Origin of the sequence: Paenarthrobacter sp. (assembly GCF_031180005.1) — a bacterium.
In the GTDB taxonomy this organism is placed as follows: Bacteria; Actinomycetota; Actinomycetes; order Actinomycetales; family Micrococcaceae; genus Arthrobacter.
Window position 1 is genome coordinate 120,724 of record NZ_JAPSHI010000005.1, and the last position, 19,174, is coordinate 139,897.

Consider the following 19,174-nt stretch of genomic DNA (forward strand, 5'->3'; position numbering starts at 1 on the left):
CCTATGCAAGGCATAGCAGCTTGGTTATGGGCAGATGCATAGCCTTTTGCGCTGAAGTGATGCAAAGGAACAGTGCTATTCCCGAAAACTTTCGGCATGAATGCGTGCAAGCGCTTCCAACATTGCCGCCAATATAATGCCGTTCACAATCTGTAATCCAAGAGATCTCTAGATTCAGGCCTCGGAAGCGCTTACAGTTGTGACTTGTCCCACAGGGGCTCTATTTCACAGCACTGTCGCTTAGCGGAAGGTTCCATCACTTGTTATCTCGCAGCAATAGACACCACCCCTGCCCCCAGCGCCCACCACTCAGCCGAATCGCCGCAGTTGTATTGACGACGGCGGCGCTCACCGCCTCGGCCATCCTCCCCGCAGGTGCCGCACCGGCCACCACACCCGATCCGGCCGCCCAGCACTCAATCCGCGGCAGCCTCAGCGATCAGAACTTCTACTTCGTCATGGCTGACCGCTTCAACAACGGCACCACGGCCAACGACGACGGTGGGCTGGGTTCTGATCCGATGGTCTCCGGCTACGACCCCACGCATAAAGGCTTCTTCAACGGCGGCGACTTGAAGGGCCTCCAGGACCAGCTGGACTACATCCAAGGGCTGGGCACCAATTCCCTCTGGCTCACTCCGAGCTTCAAGAACAAAGCCGTCCAAGGTGACGGCACCTTGGCAAACAGTTCGGCCGGCTACCACGGGTACTGGGTCACGGACTTCACCCAGATCGACCCCCACTTGGGCACCAACGCCGAGTTGAAGACCCTCATCGACGCCGCACACGCCCGTGGCATGAAGGTGTACTTCGACATCATCACCAACCACACCGCGGACGTCATCCAGTATGAGGAGACCTCCTCGGCACCGTACATTTCCAAGGAAACAGAACCCTATCGGACAGCTGCTGGTGAGGTCTTCGACGACCGCGACTACGCCGGGACGCAGGACTTCCCGGCGTTGGACCCGGCGACGTCCTTCCCGTACACGCCCGTGGTCCCCGAGGCAGAGAAGGACGTCAAGGTTCCGTCCTGGCTGAACGACCCCACGCTCTATCACAACCGCGGCAACACCAACTTTGCCGGCGAGGACTCCCTCTACGGCGACTTCTTTGGCCTGGATGACCTGTTCACCGAGAACCCGAAGGTGGTGAATGGAATGATGGATGTTTACAAAACGTGGATCCGCGACTTCGGGATCGACGGCTTCCGCATTGACACCATGAAGCACGTCAATGATGAGTTCTGGCAGCAGTTCGGGCCCCAAGTCCTTAGCTATGCCAAAGAGCAAGGCAAGGACGAGTTCTTCATGTTCGGCGAGGTCTTCGACACCTCCAAGAGCATCACGTCCAAGTTCACCACCAAGAACCAGATGCAGGCAGTGCTGGACTTCGGCTTCCAAGGAGCAGCCCGCAGCTTCGCGTCCCAGAGCAGCAAAGCCACCGTCTTGGCGGACTTCTTCAACGGGGATGACTGGTACACGGACGCTGACTCCAACGTCTATCAATTGCCCACCTTCCTGGGCAATCACGACATGGGCCGCATCGGCACCTTCATCTCCCAGGACAACGAGGGAGCGTCCGACGCCGAATTGGTGGAGCGCGACGAGCTCGCCCATGAGCTGATGTACTTCTCTCGCGGCAATCCAGTGATCTATTACGGCGACGAGCAGGGCTTCACCGGTGCCGGCGGGGACCAGGATTCACGGCAGACAATGTTCGCGAGCAAGGTCCAGGAATACCTGGATGACGATCTCCTGGGTACCAGTTCCACCCACGCCACGGACAACTTCGACACCCAGCACCCGCTGTACAAAAAGATCAGCGAACTCGCGGCCCTCACGGCTGAACACCCAACGCTCCGCAGCGGTGCCCAGCAAAACCGCTATGCAGCGGACGGCGCCGGGATCTACGCCTTCACCCGCATCGATGCCAAGGAGCAGCGCGAATACATCGTTGCCGTAAACAACAGCGAGACAGCCCAGACCGCGGCGGTCCCCACGTATGAAGCCAAGCAGCCCTTCAAGCTGATCTACGGTGACGCCGCGAAGAACGCCAAGACCGACTCCCAGGCGAACCTTTCCGTCACCGTCCCGCCGCTTTCCGCTGTGGTTTACGAAGCAGCGGGGCGACTTGCCAAATCCAAGGCGGCGCCCGGCGTCGTGCTTAAAAAGCCGGTCACCGCGGCTGGTGACGCGACTCGCCTGAAGGTGACGGCCGACGTCGACGGTAACTCGTTTTACGAGGTCACCTTCGAAGCGCGTACTGCGGGTGGAAAGTGGGCTCCGATTGGCACCGACGATAACGCGCCCTACCAGGTGTTCCACGATGTATCGTCCCTGGAGTCGGGGTCCTCGGTGGAGTATCGGGCGGTGGTGTTGGACAACCGCGGGCAGACGTCGGCGAGTGAGCCGAGGAGCGGCGTGGTAGGCGAGCCGACGCAGCCCGAAACCGTCACTGTTGCTGGCAGCCTCAACACCGAACTGGGTTGCACCGAGGACTGGCAGCCGGGCTGCGAGCAAGCACTCATGAGCTACGAGCCGACGCATCGGTTGTGGCAACTGAACGTCCCCAACCTGCCGGCGGGCAGCTACGAGTTCAAGGCTGCACTCAACGGCACCTGGGACGAAAACTACGGTGCGGGTGGCGAGTTGGACGGTCCCAACGTGGCGTTCACGCACGCTGGCGGCGCTATCACGTTCCTGTACGACCACGCCACCAACGTCATCAGCGCAGCTGTTCCGGGTCAGCAGCCATCCGCCGTCTCGGTGCCGGGAAGCTTGAACTCCGAGCTCGGCTGCGCAGGTGATTGGATGCCGGACTGCGCCCACGCCCAGCTGTCATTGGATGCCACTGATGGACTGTGGAAGCTTACGGTGCCCAATCTCGCTGCAGGAACTTATGAGTTCAAGGCCGCGATCAACGGCTCCTGGGCTGAGAACTACGGCATTGCCGGAGCCCCGAACGGCAGCAACATCGCATTGAAGCACGACGGCGGCCCGATCACCTTCCGGTACGACCCCGCCAGTCACCTGGTCACCGTCCGCTAACCCAAGTAGGTCGCAGTTGAGGTCGTTCTGAACGCTCAGAACGACCTCAACTGCTACTCAGATGGGCTTATTTGTAGCTCAGGCTGAGCAACATGGACTTGAGTTGGGCATATTGGGCGCTGCCCATCCAGGCCTTGGCTGCTTCCGGCGTTGCGAAGGCAGGCTGCTTGTCGACGTCGAAGATGACTCGTGCGGACATGTACCCGTTGGGCATCAAGATCTGGTTGGATCCGGACCCCGTCTCACCGGGCTGGAGTTCGGAAGCAATCCGCAGGTCCATGAAGTAGCTCGGCGGATCCAGCACAGGGGCACTATCCGCGGACGCTCCGTAAGGAACATACCTGGCCTGATTCGCCGCGAAGCCGAACTCCACTGGATTGCCGGACGTGTCCGTGAGACCTGGGACCACTGCGCGGTCGTACACCGTCCTGGTCACAGGGCCACCGGTGCCGTCGCCGTAGAAACCGCTGCTCATGAACGCGACTTCAGCGCCGGTGCTGTCCAAGATGGTGGCTCCGTGGGAAGGCCCTTGCTCCGGGCGGACGGCCCAGCCCACCGGATAGGCGAAGGAGATATGTCCGTCCGGGAAGGTGAATGTCTGGGAAGTAGCAGCGGGAGCGGGCGGCTGCGTCGGAGCAGGTGTTGGCGCCACAGCCGGAACCGTGGGAACGGGCGGAGGGGTAATCGGCGCGGCCACCGTGGGGATTACCGACGGCGTGACTGACGGCGTAGCTGTGGGCGTTGGGCTGACCGAAACGCTGGGTGTCGGTGTCGCTTCTGTGGACGTAACCGTGACGGCAGGCGCGGGCGCCGTGTTCACCGAACCAAAGTTGGCGGCCACGAGTACTCCCGCTGTAACGGCAGCAGCGCCGAGCAACAGTCCCCCGGCAATCTGGGCTTTGCGGCGCCGGCGCTGTTCCAGGGACGTCACTGCGGCGAGCGGGCGGCTGTCACTGAACACCGTGGTGCCCGACAGGATTTTGTGGAGCGCTTCTTCACCATTGGGTTCCGCCACTGGATCGATAGTGAGCGGGTCAATCGCTGATATCTGGTTCTTGATCGGATCCATTGTCTTCAGACCCCCATCTTGTGTGTAGTCGATTCGGCCCCTGCAGGCAGTTGTTTTCTGAAGGCTGTACGGGCACGGTGAAGGCGGACTTTAGCCGCCGATTCGCTGCACTTCAGCACCTTGGCGATGTCAGACGTCCCCAATCCGTCCCAGTAGGCCAACTGCAAAATGTCGCGGTCCTTGGCGCGAAGGCGTTCCATCGCATCCTGGACAGCAACGTTCTCAGAGTCGTCACCAAACCGTTGGACCGCCGTCGTCCGCAGCTTTTCCTGCAACGCCAGGCGCCTGTCGCGACTCCTGTACGCATTTCCCACCAAGTTCCGTGCAACCGTCAAGAGGTACGGGAGGTCCGGGCTGGAATCGTCGGTCCATTTTTGCCATACGACGCGGGAAGACGTCGGCCGCAATCTCCTCAGCAACCTCTACTGATTCAACGCGTCGGCAGACGAACCTGAAAATGGATGGGTAGCTGTCTTTGTGAATGGCGATGAACGCCAATTCGCGCTCTGAAAGCACGATTGTTCCCCCTGATAATTAGAGCCCTGAACTGCAGGATACTTGTATAGTTTCCGGCCGGGCGGCCAGGGTTACACGGGGCAAAATATTTTTATTGGGCAGTGTCAGAAGTCCCGGCTCGCGGCACCGCACGGTTTCCGATTATTGACGGGTCGGTACGGGACCGTACCCCATGTTTTCACTAATTTTTCGGCCAGCTGCTTTCAGTTCTTCAATCAGCCCACTGACCCTTTCAGGGTCGAATCTGAAAGAGGGGCCAGCGATGCTAACGGCGCCCATGACGGTTCCGCCGTCGCCTCGGATGGGGACGGCGATGCCGTTGAGTCCGTCTTCAAGCTCTCCCCTCACTATGGCATATCCTCGGTTAGCCACGACATCGAGTTGCTGCTCCAGCTCCTGCCGTGAGGTGATGGTCTGCTTTGTTATCGCGGGCATGCCCAAATCTTTCAAGAGGCGACTGCGCTGTGAACTTGAAAGTGACGCTAAGAAGACTTTGCCGCTCGACGTAGCGTGAAGGGGGGTCAAACGGCCCATCCAATTTTGAGTGGCGGCGAGCGTTGATGGGCCAAAGACTTCGTCAATGTTCACGACGTGGTCTGAGTTCATAACGGCCAAGTTGACAGTTTCTCCGAACTTTGCGGCGAGGGCCTCGAGAATGGGACGCGCCTCCCTTGTCAGGTCCAGCCTCATTGGTATGGCGTTGGCCAGATGAAGGATACCAAGTCCGAGTTGGTACTGTCCTCGACCACTGCTCTGCGCCATACCTTGCACTTCCAGCGCTCTCAGGAGACGGGAGATCGTCGACTTATGGACTCCCATCTCCTCGGCGACTTCCGTGACTCCAGCACTGCCGCTGCGCGCCAAAATTCTCAGAACTGCAATGGCACGGTCAACTGATTGGAGACCGCCCTCCCTGACCTCGGCGGGAGTCTGCGCGGGGGCCGTCGACGAGTCATGATCCCGCTCTGGAAATGCCATGTACTTATACTCTCAGACCCGTTTCCAAGAACACGGACGGGGACGGTGAGTCCTGCGCCAACGAAACAAACCCCCAAGTCCCCGAAAACCCCTTGACGCCGAAGGTGATCCGGGTAACACTAAAAGTGCAAGTTGCGGACTCCGCAACTAGGTACACATAGCGAACTACTTCCGAAACTGTCCTTGCTTGAAGTGGCCCGCCTCTGCGGGGACAAAAGTCCAATGCATAGAACCCACTGCTCGGGCATCATCGTGGACGAACTTCAGTTTCATGCGGTCAGGAGGAACTCCGCGGCATCCTGGCCACAATGAACTGCCGGCTCCACCGCTGAACTGAGCGAAGTCGTCCTGCTTCACGGCAAATCGTCAGTCTTCACTCTGACTGAAGTGCAAACTAAACGAACAGAGGTGCATGTTTCATGGCTAAAGACGCAACGTTCAGCCCCAGAAGGAACGGCGACGATGCTAAACATAGTGGCCGTAAGGACGGCAAGCCATTAGGCGGCCTGGACTACCTCCGGCCGCGGTACCCCCATAACATTCACCCGGCGCTGGTTCCGGGTATTAGCGTTGATGAACAACGTCGGCGCTACAGTCTGGACAGAGTGGTCCTTACTGCCGCAGGTGCCTTGACAGTAGCGTTCGTCGTCTGGGGCATCGTCAGCCCGTCCAGCGTCTCCGAAGTTGCAAGCACGGCGTTCGCCTGGACTACCACTAACTTGGGCTGGCTCTTCAACACCGTCGCCACAGTGGTGCTGGTGGTCCTGTTATGGTTGGCGGTCAGCCGGTACGGGAAAATCCCGTTGGGCAAGGACGGTGAGACCCCGGAATTCTCCACGTTTTCCTGGGTGGCAATGCTCTTCGCTGCCGGTCTCGGCATCGGCGTGCTGTTCTGGGGCCCCGCCGAACCGCTGGCCCACTACCTGAACCCGCCGCCGCGGACGGTCGAGGCGGAGTCAGTCGAGGCCATGCACCAAGCGCTGGCGCAAACGTACTACCACTGGGGATTTCACGCGTGGGCCATGTACGCCTTGGTGGGTGGGGCCGTCGCCTATGTGGGTTACCGGCGCGGACGCCCCCTGCTGATGTCCTCGATCTTCCGTCACCTCTTCGGTAAGAGGCAGACTGACGGATTCGCTGGAAAGCTGGTGGACATCTTCGCCATCGTCGCCACTCTGTTCGGCACGGCTGCGGCGTTGGGGATCGCGGCACTCCAGATCGGCCAAGGCGTCACTATTGTCTCCGGTGTCTCTGAACTGACGAATACTATCCTCATCGGTATCATCGGCGTACTGACAATCTGCTTCCTGGTCTCTGCCGTTTCCGGCGTCGCCAGAGGCATACGCTATCTCTCAAATATCAACATCATTCTCACTCTGGGAATCGTCGGCGCGGTTTTCATTTTGGGCCCCACGCTGTTCCTGTTGAACATGTTGCCATCAGCAATCATGGAATACATCGGATCGCTGTTCGATTTAATGGCACGTTCCGCTTCCTGGGGCGAGGACACACGCGAGTTCCAATCCACGTGGACTGTCTATTACTGGGCTTGGTGGATCTCCTGGTCACCCTTTGTCGGAATCTTCATCGCCAGGATCTCGCGCGGCAGGACTATCAGACAATTCATCCTGGGAGTGATCTTCATTCCGTCGGCCCTGCTTTTTGTCGCATACGGAATTATGGGCGCTACTGCAATTTGGATGCACCGTGAAGGGAAACCGGGGTTCAGCGATTCCATGGCTGCCCCCGAAGTGCTGTTCACTCTGGTGGACAATCTTCCTTTCGCGGAGTGGCTTCCGTTGGTCATCATGGTGGTGTTGGCCATCTTCTTCATCACCTCTGCCGACTCTGCCTCAATGGTTATGGGGATTCTCACTACGCGGGGCAGTCAGGATCCTCCAAAACTCGTGGTGGTTTTCTGGGGACTGGTCATGGCCGGGATCGCAGTGGTCATGTTGATAATTGGGAACACATCCGCTCTCGCAGGGCTGCAATCACTGGTGATTGTCACTGCTGTGCCATTCGCCATTGTGATGATCCTGATCATCTTCGCCTGGTTCCGAGAGCTGCGATCAGACCCCTGTATTCTGCGCGCCCAGTATGCCCAAATTGCAGTGAGCAATGCCGTGCTGGAGGGTGTCCACAAGTATGGAGACGACTTCGGCCTTCAAGTGGTCGAGACCGAGCCGGGATGCGGAGCCGGTGCCGAAACCGATTCCGAGGACGGAGAGTACACGGAGTGGTATCAGCGCACTAATGCAGAGGGCGAGCCGGTGGGTTTTGACTACGAAACCGGCAAATGGGCCGACGGCTGGGACCCGGAGACCGGCGAAATCGGCGCGGTGCCCATGCCGGAGACCGAGGACTCAGAAGCAGGCGAAAGCGAGAAATCCATACACGAGAACGTCCTTCGTGCCGAGGAACTCTCGCAATCGGACCCCTCGCTCCTGCCCAGCGACGCCCGGCCGACGACGGCCCCACTGCAATAAACCAGCACACCGGACAACTGAATTTGCGGCACCTTTCCATGGTTTGAAAGGGCTGGCAACACCGAAAAAACTTACAGCGTTCGTTAGGAGCAAAAACAATGAATGAGATCCGCGACATCCTCCCGATCCCGGTTCGGAGAAATCCGCCGGTAGCGGCGGCGATGGGAATTCATGAACAGCAAGCACCCTTCACCCCTATTGCCCCGCTGCGCGCCCCGGAGGGCGCGCCGAACGTGGTGGTGGTCCTCATCGATGACATGGGTTTCGGTGCCTCAAGTGCTTTCGGTGGGCCGTGCGAGATGCCAACTGCCGAGAGGCTGTCAGAAGAAGGCCTACGCTACAACCGCTTCCACGTCACAGCCCTGTGCTCCCCTACACGCCAATCCTTGATGACAGGGCGGAACCACCACTCCGTGGGCATGGGCGTAACTACTGAAATGAGCACCTCCGCCCCCGGTTACACCGGCTTCCGACCTGCCAGCGCAGCAACCATCGCCCAGACCCTGAGCATGAACGGATACAGCACGGGTGCGTTCGGCAAATGGCACCAAACCCCACCGCGCGAGGTCAGTCCCTCGGGCCCTTTCGACCGATGGCCAGTGGGCGAAGGCTTCGATAAGTTCTACGGATTCATGGGCGCCGAGATGAACCACTGGTACCCCCAACTCTTCGACGGCACAACACCGATCGAGCCCTCGCGCCAGCCCGAAGACGGCTACCACCTCTCAGAAGACTTGGTTGACCAGGCCATCAACTGGGTCCAGACCCAGAAAACCCTCACCCCTGAAAAGCCGTTCTTCAGCTATATCGCCTTTGGCGCCACCCACGGCCCCTTCCACGTCGCCCCTGAATGGAAGGACAAGTACCGCGGCCGTTTCGATTGTGGCTGGGATGCCCAACGCGAAGCGACCTTGACCCGGCAAAAGGAACTCGGGATTGTTCCCGAATCCGCAGAACTCAGCCCGTGGGCCGACGTCGTACCGCACTGGGATGAAATCGGCGACACCGGGCACCGGGTAGCCGCAGCATTTATGGAAACCTACGCCGGATTCGCCGAACACACGGACACCCAGGTGGGGCGCTTCGTCGATGCCCTGGACGAACTCGGCGAACTGGACAACACCCTCTTCATCTACATCCTCGGCGACAACGGGGCATCCGGCGAAGGTGGCATCGAAGGCACCATGCGCGAGCACCTGGTTGGTCACGGCTTCAAAGACAGCACAGAAACCATGTCCAAGGAACTCGACGCCCTTGGGGACGCGAGCACATACGCCATCTACCCTGTCGGATGGGCGCTGGCCATGAACACCCCCTATCAATGGACCAAGCAGGTCGCTTCACACTTCGGCGGCACCCGCGACGGGATGATCATGCGATGGGGCAACGGAATCCAGCAAGGCGGTGGCGTCCGGAATCAGTACCACCACGTCATTGATATCGCTCCCACGATTTTCGAGGCAGCCGGCATCCCACACCCCGTCACAGTCAACGGGGTGACGCAGCAGCCTATCGAGGGCACCAGCATGGTCTATACCTTTAACGCTCCCGATGCTGAAGACCGCAGACGTACCCAGTACTTCGAAATGTGCGGGAACCGAAGCATTTATCACGAAGGGTGGACGGCGGTGACACGCCATGGCATTCCCTGGGAAATGGTCCCGGAGGGCCTGCCCTCCTTTGCCGATGACCAGTGGGAACTCTACGACACCCGCTCTGACTGGAGCCAAGCACACAACCTCGCTCACAAGCATCCTGAGAAGCTGAGGGAACTCCAGCAACTTTTCCTGATCGAAGCCAGCAAATACAACGTCTTTCCGCTGGACGACCGGGTCACAGAGCGGGAGAACCCCGAAGTTGCCGGGCGAATCGACCTGCTTGGCGCCCGGACTTCAATTACGTACAGAGCCGGCATGGGACGCTTCACCGAAGAAACGACCCTGAACGTGAAGAACAGGTCACACAGTGTCACCGCGAGGGTCGATGTCCCCGCCGGGGATGCCGAAGGCGTCCTGATAGCCCAAGGCGGGCGCTTCGGGGGCTGGTCACTCTACGTGACGGACGGACATCTCAGTTACGCCCACAACTGCTACGGACGGGATCTCTACATCGTCCGATCGGACGAACGCCTCGCGCCGGGAACCCAGGAGCTGGCTCTGGAATTCCAGTACGACGGAGGAGGCATCGGAAAGGGCGCGGAAATCCGGCTCAGTGCTGACGGCAAGATCGTCGGCAAGGGACGGGTAGAGCAAACCACTTCCTACTACTTCTCTTTTGATGAGACGCTCAACGTCGGTGTCGATCGCGGCACTCCGGTCAGCAGCGACTACCTCCCGATCGACAACGCATTCACTGGGACGGTCCACACAGTACGCATTGACCTGCAAGACGACGGTCACGACCAGCACCTTACGGCTGCGGACCGCCAGCGCATCGCACTGGCCCACCAGTAGCCAACGTCCGGGGAAGACACCGTCCCCCAAAGCTGGCGCGCAGCCCGGACCGAAGGGTCCAAGTCCGGGCTGCGCGCCGTACACCAGTGTTCTCTTGAGGCACGGGAACGTGCCCTCCCGCTGAAAAATCAAATCTATAAAGAGGAAGAACAGAACATGTCCGAAACGTATCTTGGAGAAAAACCAGTCGATGATGATCGGGTAGCAGTGCCAGGAATCCCTGATGGGGCGGAAACCCTGTTCATCGGAGGCCGATGGGTCGCCCCGCAGGCAGGAAAAACAGGTGCCATCCATTGTCCCGCGGACGGGTCCTTCGTTGGGCTCGTTGCTGAAGCCGGGAAAGCCGACACCGTCCGTGCGATCGAGGCGGCCAAAGCCGCGCATGACGCGGGCCTCTGGTCCTTGGTGCCGGAGCCTGAACGCGGAGACCTCCTCCTCTCGGTGGCACGCCGGCTGCGCGAGCGAAAGACCGAATTCGCCCGCGCGGAGTCTTTGGACACGGGTAAGCGCCTGGTCGAATCAGAGATCGACATGGATGATGTCGCGGCATGCTTCACCTACTTCGGCAAACTCGCCGGTCAACAGGCAGGGCGGGTGGTCGATGCCGGCCGTCCCGACGTCGTCAGCCGAATCGTTCACGAACCAGTCGGAGTATGCGGCCTGATCACCCCGTGGAACTATCCCCTGTTGCAGGCAGCCTGGAAGGTGGCACCGGCCCTGGCGGCCGGAAACACCATTATCCTGAAGCCGGCCGAGCTCACACCCCACACGGCGATACTGCTGATGCAGGTTCTGGAAGAAGTGGGCCTGCCGCCGGGGGTAGCGAACCTCGTCCTGGGACCCGGCTCTGTAGTCGGAGCACCCCTGGCAAGCCACCCGGACGTCGACCTGATCTCCTTCACCGGCGGCCTGTCCACCGGCAAAACGATCGCGGTCCAGGCGGCAGAGACCGTCAAGAAAGTTGCTTTGGAGCTGGGAGGAAAGAACCCCAACGTCGTCTTCGCCGACGCCGACTTCGATGCCGCCGTCGACAATGCCCTCAACGCGGCCTTTGTCCATTCCGGACAGGTGTGCTCGGCCGGCGCACGCCTGATCGTGGAGGACTCCATAGCAGAGGCTTTCGTCGACGAACTCGTGCGCCGCGCCCAAAACATCCGCCTTGGCGGCCCCTTTGACACGGATGTGGACGCCGGGCCTTTGATTTCGGCAGCCCACCGCGACAAGGTCGCCGCCTACGTGGAGGCAGGTCTAACAGAGGGTGCCCGCCTGCGTTGTGGAGGGCGAACGGGAACAGATGAACTGGCCAACGGCCACTACTACCTCCCCACGGTCCTGGACAACGTCCACAGTGGAATGTCAGTACTCACCGAGGAGGCGTTCGGCCCGGTGGTTACCGTGGAAACCTTTACCAGTGAGGACGAAGCGGTAGCCCTCGCCAACGATACGATTTACGGCCTGGCAGGGGCCGTCTGGAGCCAGGACGCTGGACGGTCCCAACGCGTGGCCGCCCGCTTGCGTCACGGCACCATCTGGATCAACGACTTCCACCCCTACCTGCCCCAGGCCGAATGGGGCGGCATGAAGCAGTCTGGAACCGGACGGGAGCTTGGCCCGACCGGACTGGCCGAGTACCAGGAAATCAAGCACGTATACCAAAACCTGCGTCCCGCTGTCACAGGCTGGTTTCCCCAGTGATGGAACGACACGACGCACAGGTTCCAAAGGCACAACCCCGAAAGGAAAGTATGTTGAACGGACCGCAAGAGCAGAATTTTGACTATGTAGTGGTGGGCGCCGGATCGGCCGGTGCTGTGGTCGCCGCCCGGCTGAGTGATGACCCCTCAGTGCGGGTGGCCCTTATTGAGGCCGGTCCCAGGGACGAAGGCATCGACGAGGTCCTCACCCTGAACAGGTGGATGGAACTACTGGAGTCCGGCTACGACTGGGACTACCCCGTAGAAGACCAGGAGAACGGGAACTCGTTCATGCGAATGGCCCGCGCCAAGGTCCTCGGCGGCTGCTCCTCACACAATTCCTGCATCGCGTTCTGGGCCCCGGCAGAGGACATCGACGAATGGGAATCAAAGTATGGCGCCGCAGGCTGGAATGCCGAGATGGCCTTCAGGATTTATAACAAGATTGAAAACAACGCCGACGACGGCGAGCACCACGGCCACGACGGGCCGGTCCGCCTGCGCAACGTGCCTCCCACAGACCTCTGCGGTGTGGCTCTGCTGGACGCTGCGGAGGAGGCCGGGATCCCGCGCGCCAAGTTCAATGCCGGCAAGACCGTGACGCAGGGCGCCAATTTCCTCCAGATCAACGCCACAGAAGACGGCAAGCGGGCCTCATCATCGGTGTCGTACCTGCATCCAGCCGCGGACCGTGAAAATCTCGTGATCCTCGACTCTACCCACGCCACCCGGTTGGTCTTCGACGACAACAAGCGGTGTGTCGGCGTCGAAGTGGTGGCTAACGCGTTCGGGGCTCCCACGACGATCGGGGCCTCGCGTGAAGTCATTGTCTCTGCCGGAGCCATTGATTCACCCAAGCTCCTAATGCTCTCCGGGATCGGCCCCGCTGAGCACCTGGCAGAGGTGGGAGTGGATGTATTGGTTGACGCGCCGGGCGTCGGCGCCAACCTCCAGGACCACCCCGAAGCCGTCATCCAGTGGCAGGCTAAAAAGCCGATGGTCACTGAATCAACCCAGTGGTGGGAAATCGGAGTGTTCGCCCAAATCGACGACGGCCTCGACCGGCCGGACCTCATGATGCACTACGGGACCGTCAACTTCGACATGCATACCTACCGGCAGGGCTACCCCACAGCCGATAACGTGTTCTGCCTGACCCCCAACGTCACGCATGCCCGTTCCAGGGGCACCGTGCGCCTCCGCTCGCGAGACTATCGGGACAAACCGCGCGTCGATCCCCGCTACTTCACGGACCCCGAGGGTTACGACCTGCGCATCATGACCGAGGGCCTGCGCAAGGCCCGTGAGATCGTGGCGCAGGCTGCGTTGGCGGAGTGGGCCGGTGAAGAACTCTTCCCCGGAACGGACGTCCAGACTGACGAGCAGATCCAGGACTACATCCGGCGCACCCACAACACCGTCTACCACCCCGCCGGCACGGTCCGCATGGGCGCCGTCGAGGATGAGATGTCACCGCTGGACCCCGAACTCCGGGTTATAGGGGTTACAGGACTGAGAGTCGTGGACGCCTCAGTTATGCCCGAGCTCGTCACCGTGAACCCCAACATCACCGTGTACATGATCGGAGAGCGCGCAGCCGAACTCATCGCTGAGGAAACCAGGGCAACGACGGCGAGTGAAGAACCTCTTCCAGCAACCGTCTGAGCCACCACGCCCTGCAGGTGACCTCTCCCCGGGTGAGGTCACCTGCAGTGGAGGAACACCCCTTACCAACAGCCCGAAGGCTCCCGGCATTCCTTACAAGAAACAGTTGACCAATAGGAACCATGAACTTGCCAATCACCAGGCTCACAGGAGAGTTATCTCGAAGCGCCCTCAACACCGGCCAAACGAAGGGATGCTGCACGCCCTCCCGTGGGCCGCTTCCTGTTGGCGCCTCCGGAAGCAGGAATGCAGACACTTCCAGTCCTACCAGGCAGGACGCACACCTTGGCGTTGACATCCCCGCAGGGACATTCAGCATGGGGGACGCATTTGGGGAAGGGTACCCAGCAGACGGCGAGATACCTGTCCATGAGGTCGCACTGGACGGCTTCACGATCGATGCCATCACTGTCACCAACACCATGTTCGCCGCCTTTATCCAGACCACCGGATACCGCACCGAGGCCGAACACTACGGATCCTCCGCCGTGTTCCACCTGCTCTCCACGGCCAGACGCCAGGACATCCTCGGAGCCGCCGCCGGAGCGCCGTGGTGGCTCAACATCCGGGGGGCCGACTGGGCACACCCCACAGGCCCCAACTCCAACTGGCAGGACATCCCGGAACACCCTGCCGTGCACATCTCTCACCACGACGCCATCGCCTACTGTGCGTGGGCCGGCCGCCGACTGCCCACCGAAGCCGAATGGGAATACGCCGCCCGCGGCGGCCTGCACGGCATGCGGTACGCCTGGGGAAATCAACTCACCCCGGACGGCCAACACCGTTGCAACATCTGGCAAGGCAACTTCCCCAACACCAACACCCTTGAAGACGGATGTGCAGGCACGGCTCCCGTCCGCTCCTTCCCGCCCAACGGGTATGGCCTGTATGAGATGGCCGGAAACGTGTGGGAGTGGTGCGCCGACTGGTTCCTGCCCAAGTACTACCGCAACTCCCCCAGCGAGAACCCGGTAGGACCTACCATCGGCAACGGCCGTGTCATGCGCGGCGGCTCTTACCTCTGCCACGATTCCTACTGCAACCGCTACCGCGTCGCAGCACGCACCTCCAATACCCCCGAATCGTCCTCCGGCAACCTGGGCTTTCGCACCGTCGGGCTGACCTGAAGAAAGTGTCGACAATAAGGGAAACCTATGTGATCGCGGGAGGTTCCCGGAGCAGGATCGCTGCGTGGTGTTCCTGACCAACGTGCTGGACACCCCGGACCTCGGCGTGGACACCAACGAGCTCTTCAACGCAGTGGCGGTCTCCTAACCCGAGTAGGTAGCAGATCAGGGCGTTTGGGGGGCTCTAAACGCCCTGAACTGCGACTCAGTTGGGCGTGGCTGGCCGAGTTACGCTCCCACGAACCGCGGACACCGCCCAGACGACCACGAACAGCGCCACCAGGATCAGACCGGCGTCGCCAAGGTCAATGCTGCCCAGCCACAGGGTCAGGGGGTCCTCAAGTTCAAACGCGGCATTGATGAATCCCCCGAGCGTGATCGCGGCGATGAACAGCGCCGAAACTGCCGAAATAGCAGTGATGACGGCATTGAAACCGAGCTTGCGCTTCGGGTTGTGAATAGCGGATTTGTACATCTTCATCATGGCAACGCCGTTGACGGAGTCGCACAGGGTCATGGCGGCGGTGAACGCGAGCGGCAGCGCCATCAAGGCGAGCGGGGAGACTCCGGCGAGTGACGCCGTCGTGGTGATGACCAGCAGCCCGATGGTGGTGGCGGTATCGAACCCGAGGCCGAACAGGAAGCCGATCACGTAAATGTTCCGGGGCCGCTCCACTCTGGACAGCGGTTTGGCGAGCAACCGGGATACGAACCCTTTCGCTTCAAGGTCTTCGGGACGCACCTCGCCTCCGCGCCGCATATGACGGTACACATGCGTGGCACGAAGGAACGCCGAGCCGTTGAACAGACCCATCGCCAACAGAAACATCCCGGAAACGCCGCTGCCGATCATGCCCAGCACCTTGTTGCCGGTGGTCCCGTCCTCCATGAACTGCCCGATCAGCGTGGCACCCGCAACCACCAGCAGCCCGGCGAGGATCACCACGGAGCTGTGGCCCAAGCTAAACGCGAACCCCACGCTCACCGGATCTTTGTGCTGTGCCACGAATTTGCGCGTGGAATTGTCGATTGCAGCGATGTGGTCCCAGTCGTAACTGTGCTTGATTCCGGCCACGTACGCGGTGATCACCAGCCCCAGCGCCAGCTGTTGCGCGCCACCAGCTGCCCCAACAAGCAACAGCACGACGGCGGCAACGTGCAAAGCGGCCACGGCACCGAACGTGAACAACAGCCGGGTCCGCAAGGACAGAGTCTCCCGCTCCCGGTACATGGTGGCGAACTCAGTCAGCGTAGTCATCAGTACTTCCTCAGGTTCAAGGGCGCCTGCCCGTACCAACGTTCCCGCAGGACGCCGGTGCAGGCACCCAGCAAATTGTTGAGCTCCTCAGTGCTGTAGGACAACGATCGCAGCACAAGCCCGGCAGTCCCGGCAATAGACGCGGTCAACGACACGCCCGTATAGGCATCAAATTCACGGGCCATTTGGTCCAGCTCATCAGCAAGCCCCTGCTCCACCCTCGGGTCCGCCACCACCAACGACCCCAAATGGCTGAAGCCCTCCATGAACCCCATCCCGGTCACGTCATTGCAGGGTGGCCGGATCAGAAGGTTGTCCAGCGCCAAGAGCTTCACTCCATCCCCGGCCTCAACATAGATCTCGTTGCGTAGCCGCACCTCTTCGTACTTGAAGGACGCGCCGTCCGGGGACCACCCGGGCGTGATGACTTCGGCCAAGACAAGGCTCGACGTCGGATGGAGACGGATGTGCGAATTCTGCCGGTAGCTCGCTTCCCGGTAGGCAATCAGCTGGTCGGGCATCAGCTCCAACCGCGAGCCCTCCTCCAGTTTGATGTTCATCCGCTGCTCAGCGAATGATCCCCGAGTCCGATACACCTTGGTGGCGGACTGCGTCGTCAGGAGCAGATCCGCCCCGGCCTCGACCTCCACGTCAATAACAAACAGATCCGCCCCGAGATAAGCCCCGCCCGGATTGACCATGACATAACAAACCTGCCCGGACTCATCCAAGTAATGCGGCCGCAACACCCTCAATGCGCCCTCATGAAACTGCCGCGAAGCAACGGACCGCCCGCCACGCACAGAAACCCCAAGCTCCAACCGCCCGCGTGGTGACGAAACCACCGAGGCGGCGGAGTCGGATTTTTGGGCCGCGGCGTGGCGGGCATCGCGAAGCGGGCACGGCCCAAAATCCGGCGAAGCCACCGCCCCAAGCACCGTCACGAAGTTAGATCGAGCATCAGGACGTCGCGGCGGATCCAGTTGAGGACGGCGTCCAGCCCTTCGTCGGTCTTCAGATTCGTGAAGCAGAACGGTTTGTTGCCGCGGAACTCTTTGGAGTCCCGTTCCATGACCGCCAGGTCCGCTCCAACGTGGGGTGCGAGGTCGGTCTTGTTGATGATGAACAGATCGGATTTGATCATGCCTTGGCCGGCTTTGCGGGGGATCTTTTCGCCTTGGGCGACGTCGATGATGTAGATAGAGAAGTCGACGAGTTCGGGGCTGAAGGTGGCGGAGAGGTTGTCGCCTCCGGATTCGACGAAGATGACTTGGAGGTCGGGGTGCCTGGCTTTGAGTTCTTCGATGGCCGCGGTGTTCATGGAGGTGTCTTCGCGGATGGCGGTGTGGGGGCAGCCGCCGGTTTCAACGCCGATGATGCGGTTTTCGGGGAGGATGCCGTTGGCTGCGAGGATTTTTGCGTCTTCGATGGTGTAGATGTCATTGGTGATGGCGGCCATGGAGATGTCGCCGCTCATGTGCCGGGTGATGCGTTCCACGAGTTGGGTTTTGCCTGCTCCAACGGGTCCGCCGACGCCGATTTTGATGGGGTCTGTCATGTTTTCTGTCCTTTGCACTAGCTAGCTCATGAACATGCGGGCGCGTTGCCGTTCGTGCCGCATTTGTGAAATTTCGAGGCCGGGGCTGACGGCCCCGAAGTCTTCCCAGCACAGCTGTGCTACATCTTCGACGGCGGTAGCTACGGCGTCGTGCGCCTGGCGAAGTACCCGCTGCCCGGCGTTCTGCCCAAGCGGTATGGCCCGCACGGCGTTCTGCGTCAGCGAAGTAACGGTGGCAAACAAATACGCAGAGAGCGCCGCTTCAAAAGGAACCCCCAAGGACCGTGCAATCACCCCAAAAGCCAAGGGCTGATGCCCCGAAGCCAACCCCTCCCGAACAAGCCCCCGATACGCTTCCAACTCCCCCGAAGGAAACACTTCGCCGCCGATTTCCAACAGCCGGCCCCCCATCTTCAAAGAAGCCTCCCGCACCTCCCGAGCCAACAATTGCGCAGACAACACCCCATCCAGCAAGCCCACATCCACCCCCTCATACAAGAACCGCAAAGCCAACCCATCCGAATAAGTCAGCTGCTGCCCCACAAACACCCCCAACCACTCCCCAAACGACCCCTCATCCCCCACAAGCCCCCGATGTATGTAGCTCTCAAACCCCAAAGAATGAGCAAAAGCGCCCGTAGGCAACGCAGAGTCAGTCAACTGCTGAAGAGCCAGCTGATAATCGGCGCTCAAAGCGCACCGCCAGAGGTGCGGACCGCGCGCTGGAGCGGAGCTGGGAAGGGGGCCGCGGCGTGGCGGGCATCGCGGAGCGGGCACGGCCCCCTTCCCAGCGAAGCGCAAGCGCGCACACCCAACCTGACGCGGCGCACAGCTTTAGTGCGAGTGCTCAGCATGGCGGAAGGCAACCGGCATGACCCGTTCTTGCCTGTCGTAGGGGACGCCGACACTCTTCAGATAATCTTCGACCGTGTGGTCATACTGACAAACCATGACCTCGCAGCCGTACTCGGATGAAGAGTCAAAGAACTGTGCCTGCAAGTGCCGGTTGCCGAGCGAGTGTGCCACGACCCCCATTTCGTGGATGCTGCGCGGCGCGATGACCAGGACGTCGGTGGGCAGCACGGAGACGACGATGATGTTGTGCTCGTCGACGGCGAGGATGTCGCCGTCGCGGAGGTCGCCGAGGCCGGCGGGGAGGCGGATGCCGAGTTCTTTGCCGTGGTCGGTGGTGACGCGTTGGATGCGTTTGACGAGCAGGGCGCTGGGCAGCACTACTTTTTCTTTGTGGTGGCCAGCGTAGTCGTGGGGCTGTTCGTGCAGGTTGCCCAGGATCTTTTCGATAATCATGAAGGC

The 19,174-nt window shown here is 60.8% G+C and carries 14 protein-coding genes; 6 read left to right on the forward strand and 8 right to left on the reverse strand.

Annotated elements, in window-relative coordinates:
- Positions 1–260 precede the first annotated feature (260 nt).
- Complete coding sequence (locus RIF72_RS05920; RefSeq protein ID WP_309073925.1) at positions 261–3,050, forward strand: alpha-amylase family glycosyl hydrolase; 2,790 nt, start codon at positions 261–263, stop codon at positions 3,048–3,050.
- A gap of 67 nt (positions 3,051–3,117) precedes the next feature.
- Here the strand turns inward: RIF72_RS05920 and RIF72_RS05925 are convergent, their stop codons facing one another.
- The 3 genes from RIF72_RS05925 to RIF72_RS05935 all read right to left on the reverse strand — a co-directional run bounded on the left by RIF72_RS05925 (position 3,118) and on the right by RIF72_RS05935 (position 5,613).
- On the reverse strand, positions 3,118–4,119 hold the full coding sequence (locus tag RIF72_RS05925; RefSeq protein WP_309073926.1) for a hypothetical protein: 1,002 nt from the start codon (positions 4,117–4,119) through the stop codon (positions 3,118–3,120).
- A gap of 5 nt (positions 4,120–4,124) precedes the next feature.
- Positions 4,125–4,526, reverse strand: a complete 402-nt coding sequence (locus RIF72_RS05930; RefSeq protein ID WP_309073927.1) for a sigma-70 family RNA polymerase sigma factor — start codon at positions 4,524–4,526, stop codon at positions 4,125–4,127.
- A 250-nt stretch (positions 4,527–4,776) separates the two neighbouring features.
- Positions 4,777–5,613, reverse strand: coding sequence for an IclR family transcriptional regulator (locus RIF72_RS05935; RefSeq protein WP_309073928.1), 837 nt, complete (start codon positions 5,611–5,613; stop codon positions 4,777–4,779).
- Between the two features lie 419 nt (positions 5,614–6,032).
- Between RIF72_RS05935 and RIF72_RS05940 the strand changes: the two genes are divergently transcribed.
- From RIF72_RS05940 to RIF72_RS05960, 5 genes are all read left to right on the forward strand, one after another.
- Positions 6,033–8,102 carry a BCCT family transporter gene (locus RIF72_RS05940; protein WP_309073929.1) on the forward strand — a complete coding sequence of 690 codons (2,070 nt, stop codon included), beginning with the start codon at positions 6,033–6,035 and terminating at the stop codon, positions 8,100–8,102.
- Between the two features lie 98 nt (positions 8,103–8,200).
- Positions 8,201–10,555, forward strand: coding sequence for an arylsulfatase (locus tag RIF72_RS05945; RefSeq protein ID WP_309073930.1), 2,355 nt, complete (start codon positions 8,201–8,203; stop codon positions 10,553–10,555).
- 156 nt (positions 10,556–10,711) lie between these two features.
- Entirely contained in the window at positions 10,712–12,250 is a 1,539-nt protein-coding gene (locus tag RIF72_RS05950; RefSeq protein ID WP_309073931.1) for an aldehyde dehydrogenase family protein, read from the forward strand.
- Positions 12,251–12,300: 50 nt separating this feature from the next.
- Positions 12,301–13,914 carry a GMC family oxidoreductase N-terminal domain-containing protein gene (locus RIF72_RS05955; protein WP_309073932.1) on the forward strand — a complete coding sequence of 538 codons (1,614 nt, stop codon included), beginning with the start codon at positions 12,301–12,303 and terminating at the stop codon, positions 13,912–13,914.
- A gap of 122 nt (positions 13,915–14,036) precedes the next feature.
- Entirely contained in the window at positions 14,037–15,044 is a 1,008-nt protein-coding gene (locus tag RIF72_RS05960; protein WP_375164201.1) for a formylglycine-generating enzyme family protein, read from the forward strand.
- Between the two features lie 205 nt (positions 15,045–15,249).
- On the opposite strand, the gene RIF72_RS05965 is transcribed toward RIF72_RS05960, so the two are convergent.
- The 5 genes from RIF72_RS05965 to ureE form a co-directional block, all read right to left on the reverse strand.
- Complete coding sequence (locus RIF72_RS05965) at positions 15,250–16,302, reverse strand: nickel transporter (protein ID WP_309073933.1); 1,053 nt, start codon at positions 16,300–16,302, stop codon at positions 15,250–15,252.
- Positions 16,302–17,003 carry an urease accessory protein UreD gene (locus tag RIF72_RS05970; RefSeq protein WP_309073934.1) on the reverse strand — a complete coding sequence of 234 codons (702 nt, stop codon included), beginning with the start codon at positions 17,001–17,003 and terminating at the stop codon, positions 16,302–16,304. The genes RIF72_RS05965 and RIF72_RS05970 overlap by 1 nt, the downstream gene beginning before the upstream one ends.
- 239 nt (positions 17,004–17,242) lie before the next feature.
- Positions 17,243–17,860, reverse strand: a complete 618-nt coding sequence (gene ureG, locus RIF72_RS05975; RefSeq protein WP_309073935.1) for an urease accessory protein UreG — start codon at positions 17,858–17,860, stop codon at positions 17,243–17,245.
- Between the two features lie 21 nt (positions 17,861–17,881).
- Complete coding sequence (locus RIF72_RS05980; protein ID WP_309073936.1) at positions 17,882–18,553, reverse strand: urease accessory protein UreF; 672 nt, start codon at positions 18,551–18,553, stop codon at positions 17,882–17,884.
- A 141-nt stretch (positions 18,554–18,694) separates the two neighbouring features.
- Positions 18,695–19,168, reverse strand: coding sequence for an urease accessory protein UreE (gene ureE / locus RIF72_RS05985; protein ID WP_309073937.1), 474 nt, complete (start codon positions 19,166–19,168; stop codon positions 18,695–18,697).
- Positions 19,169–19,174: the final 6 nt, after the last annotated feature.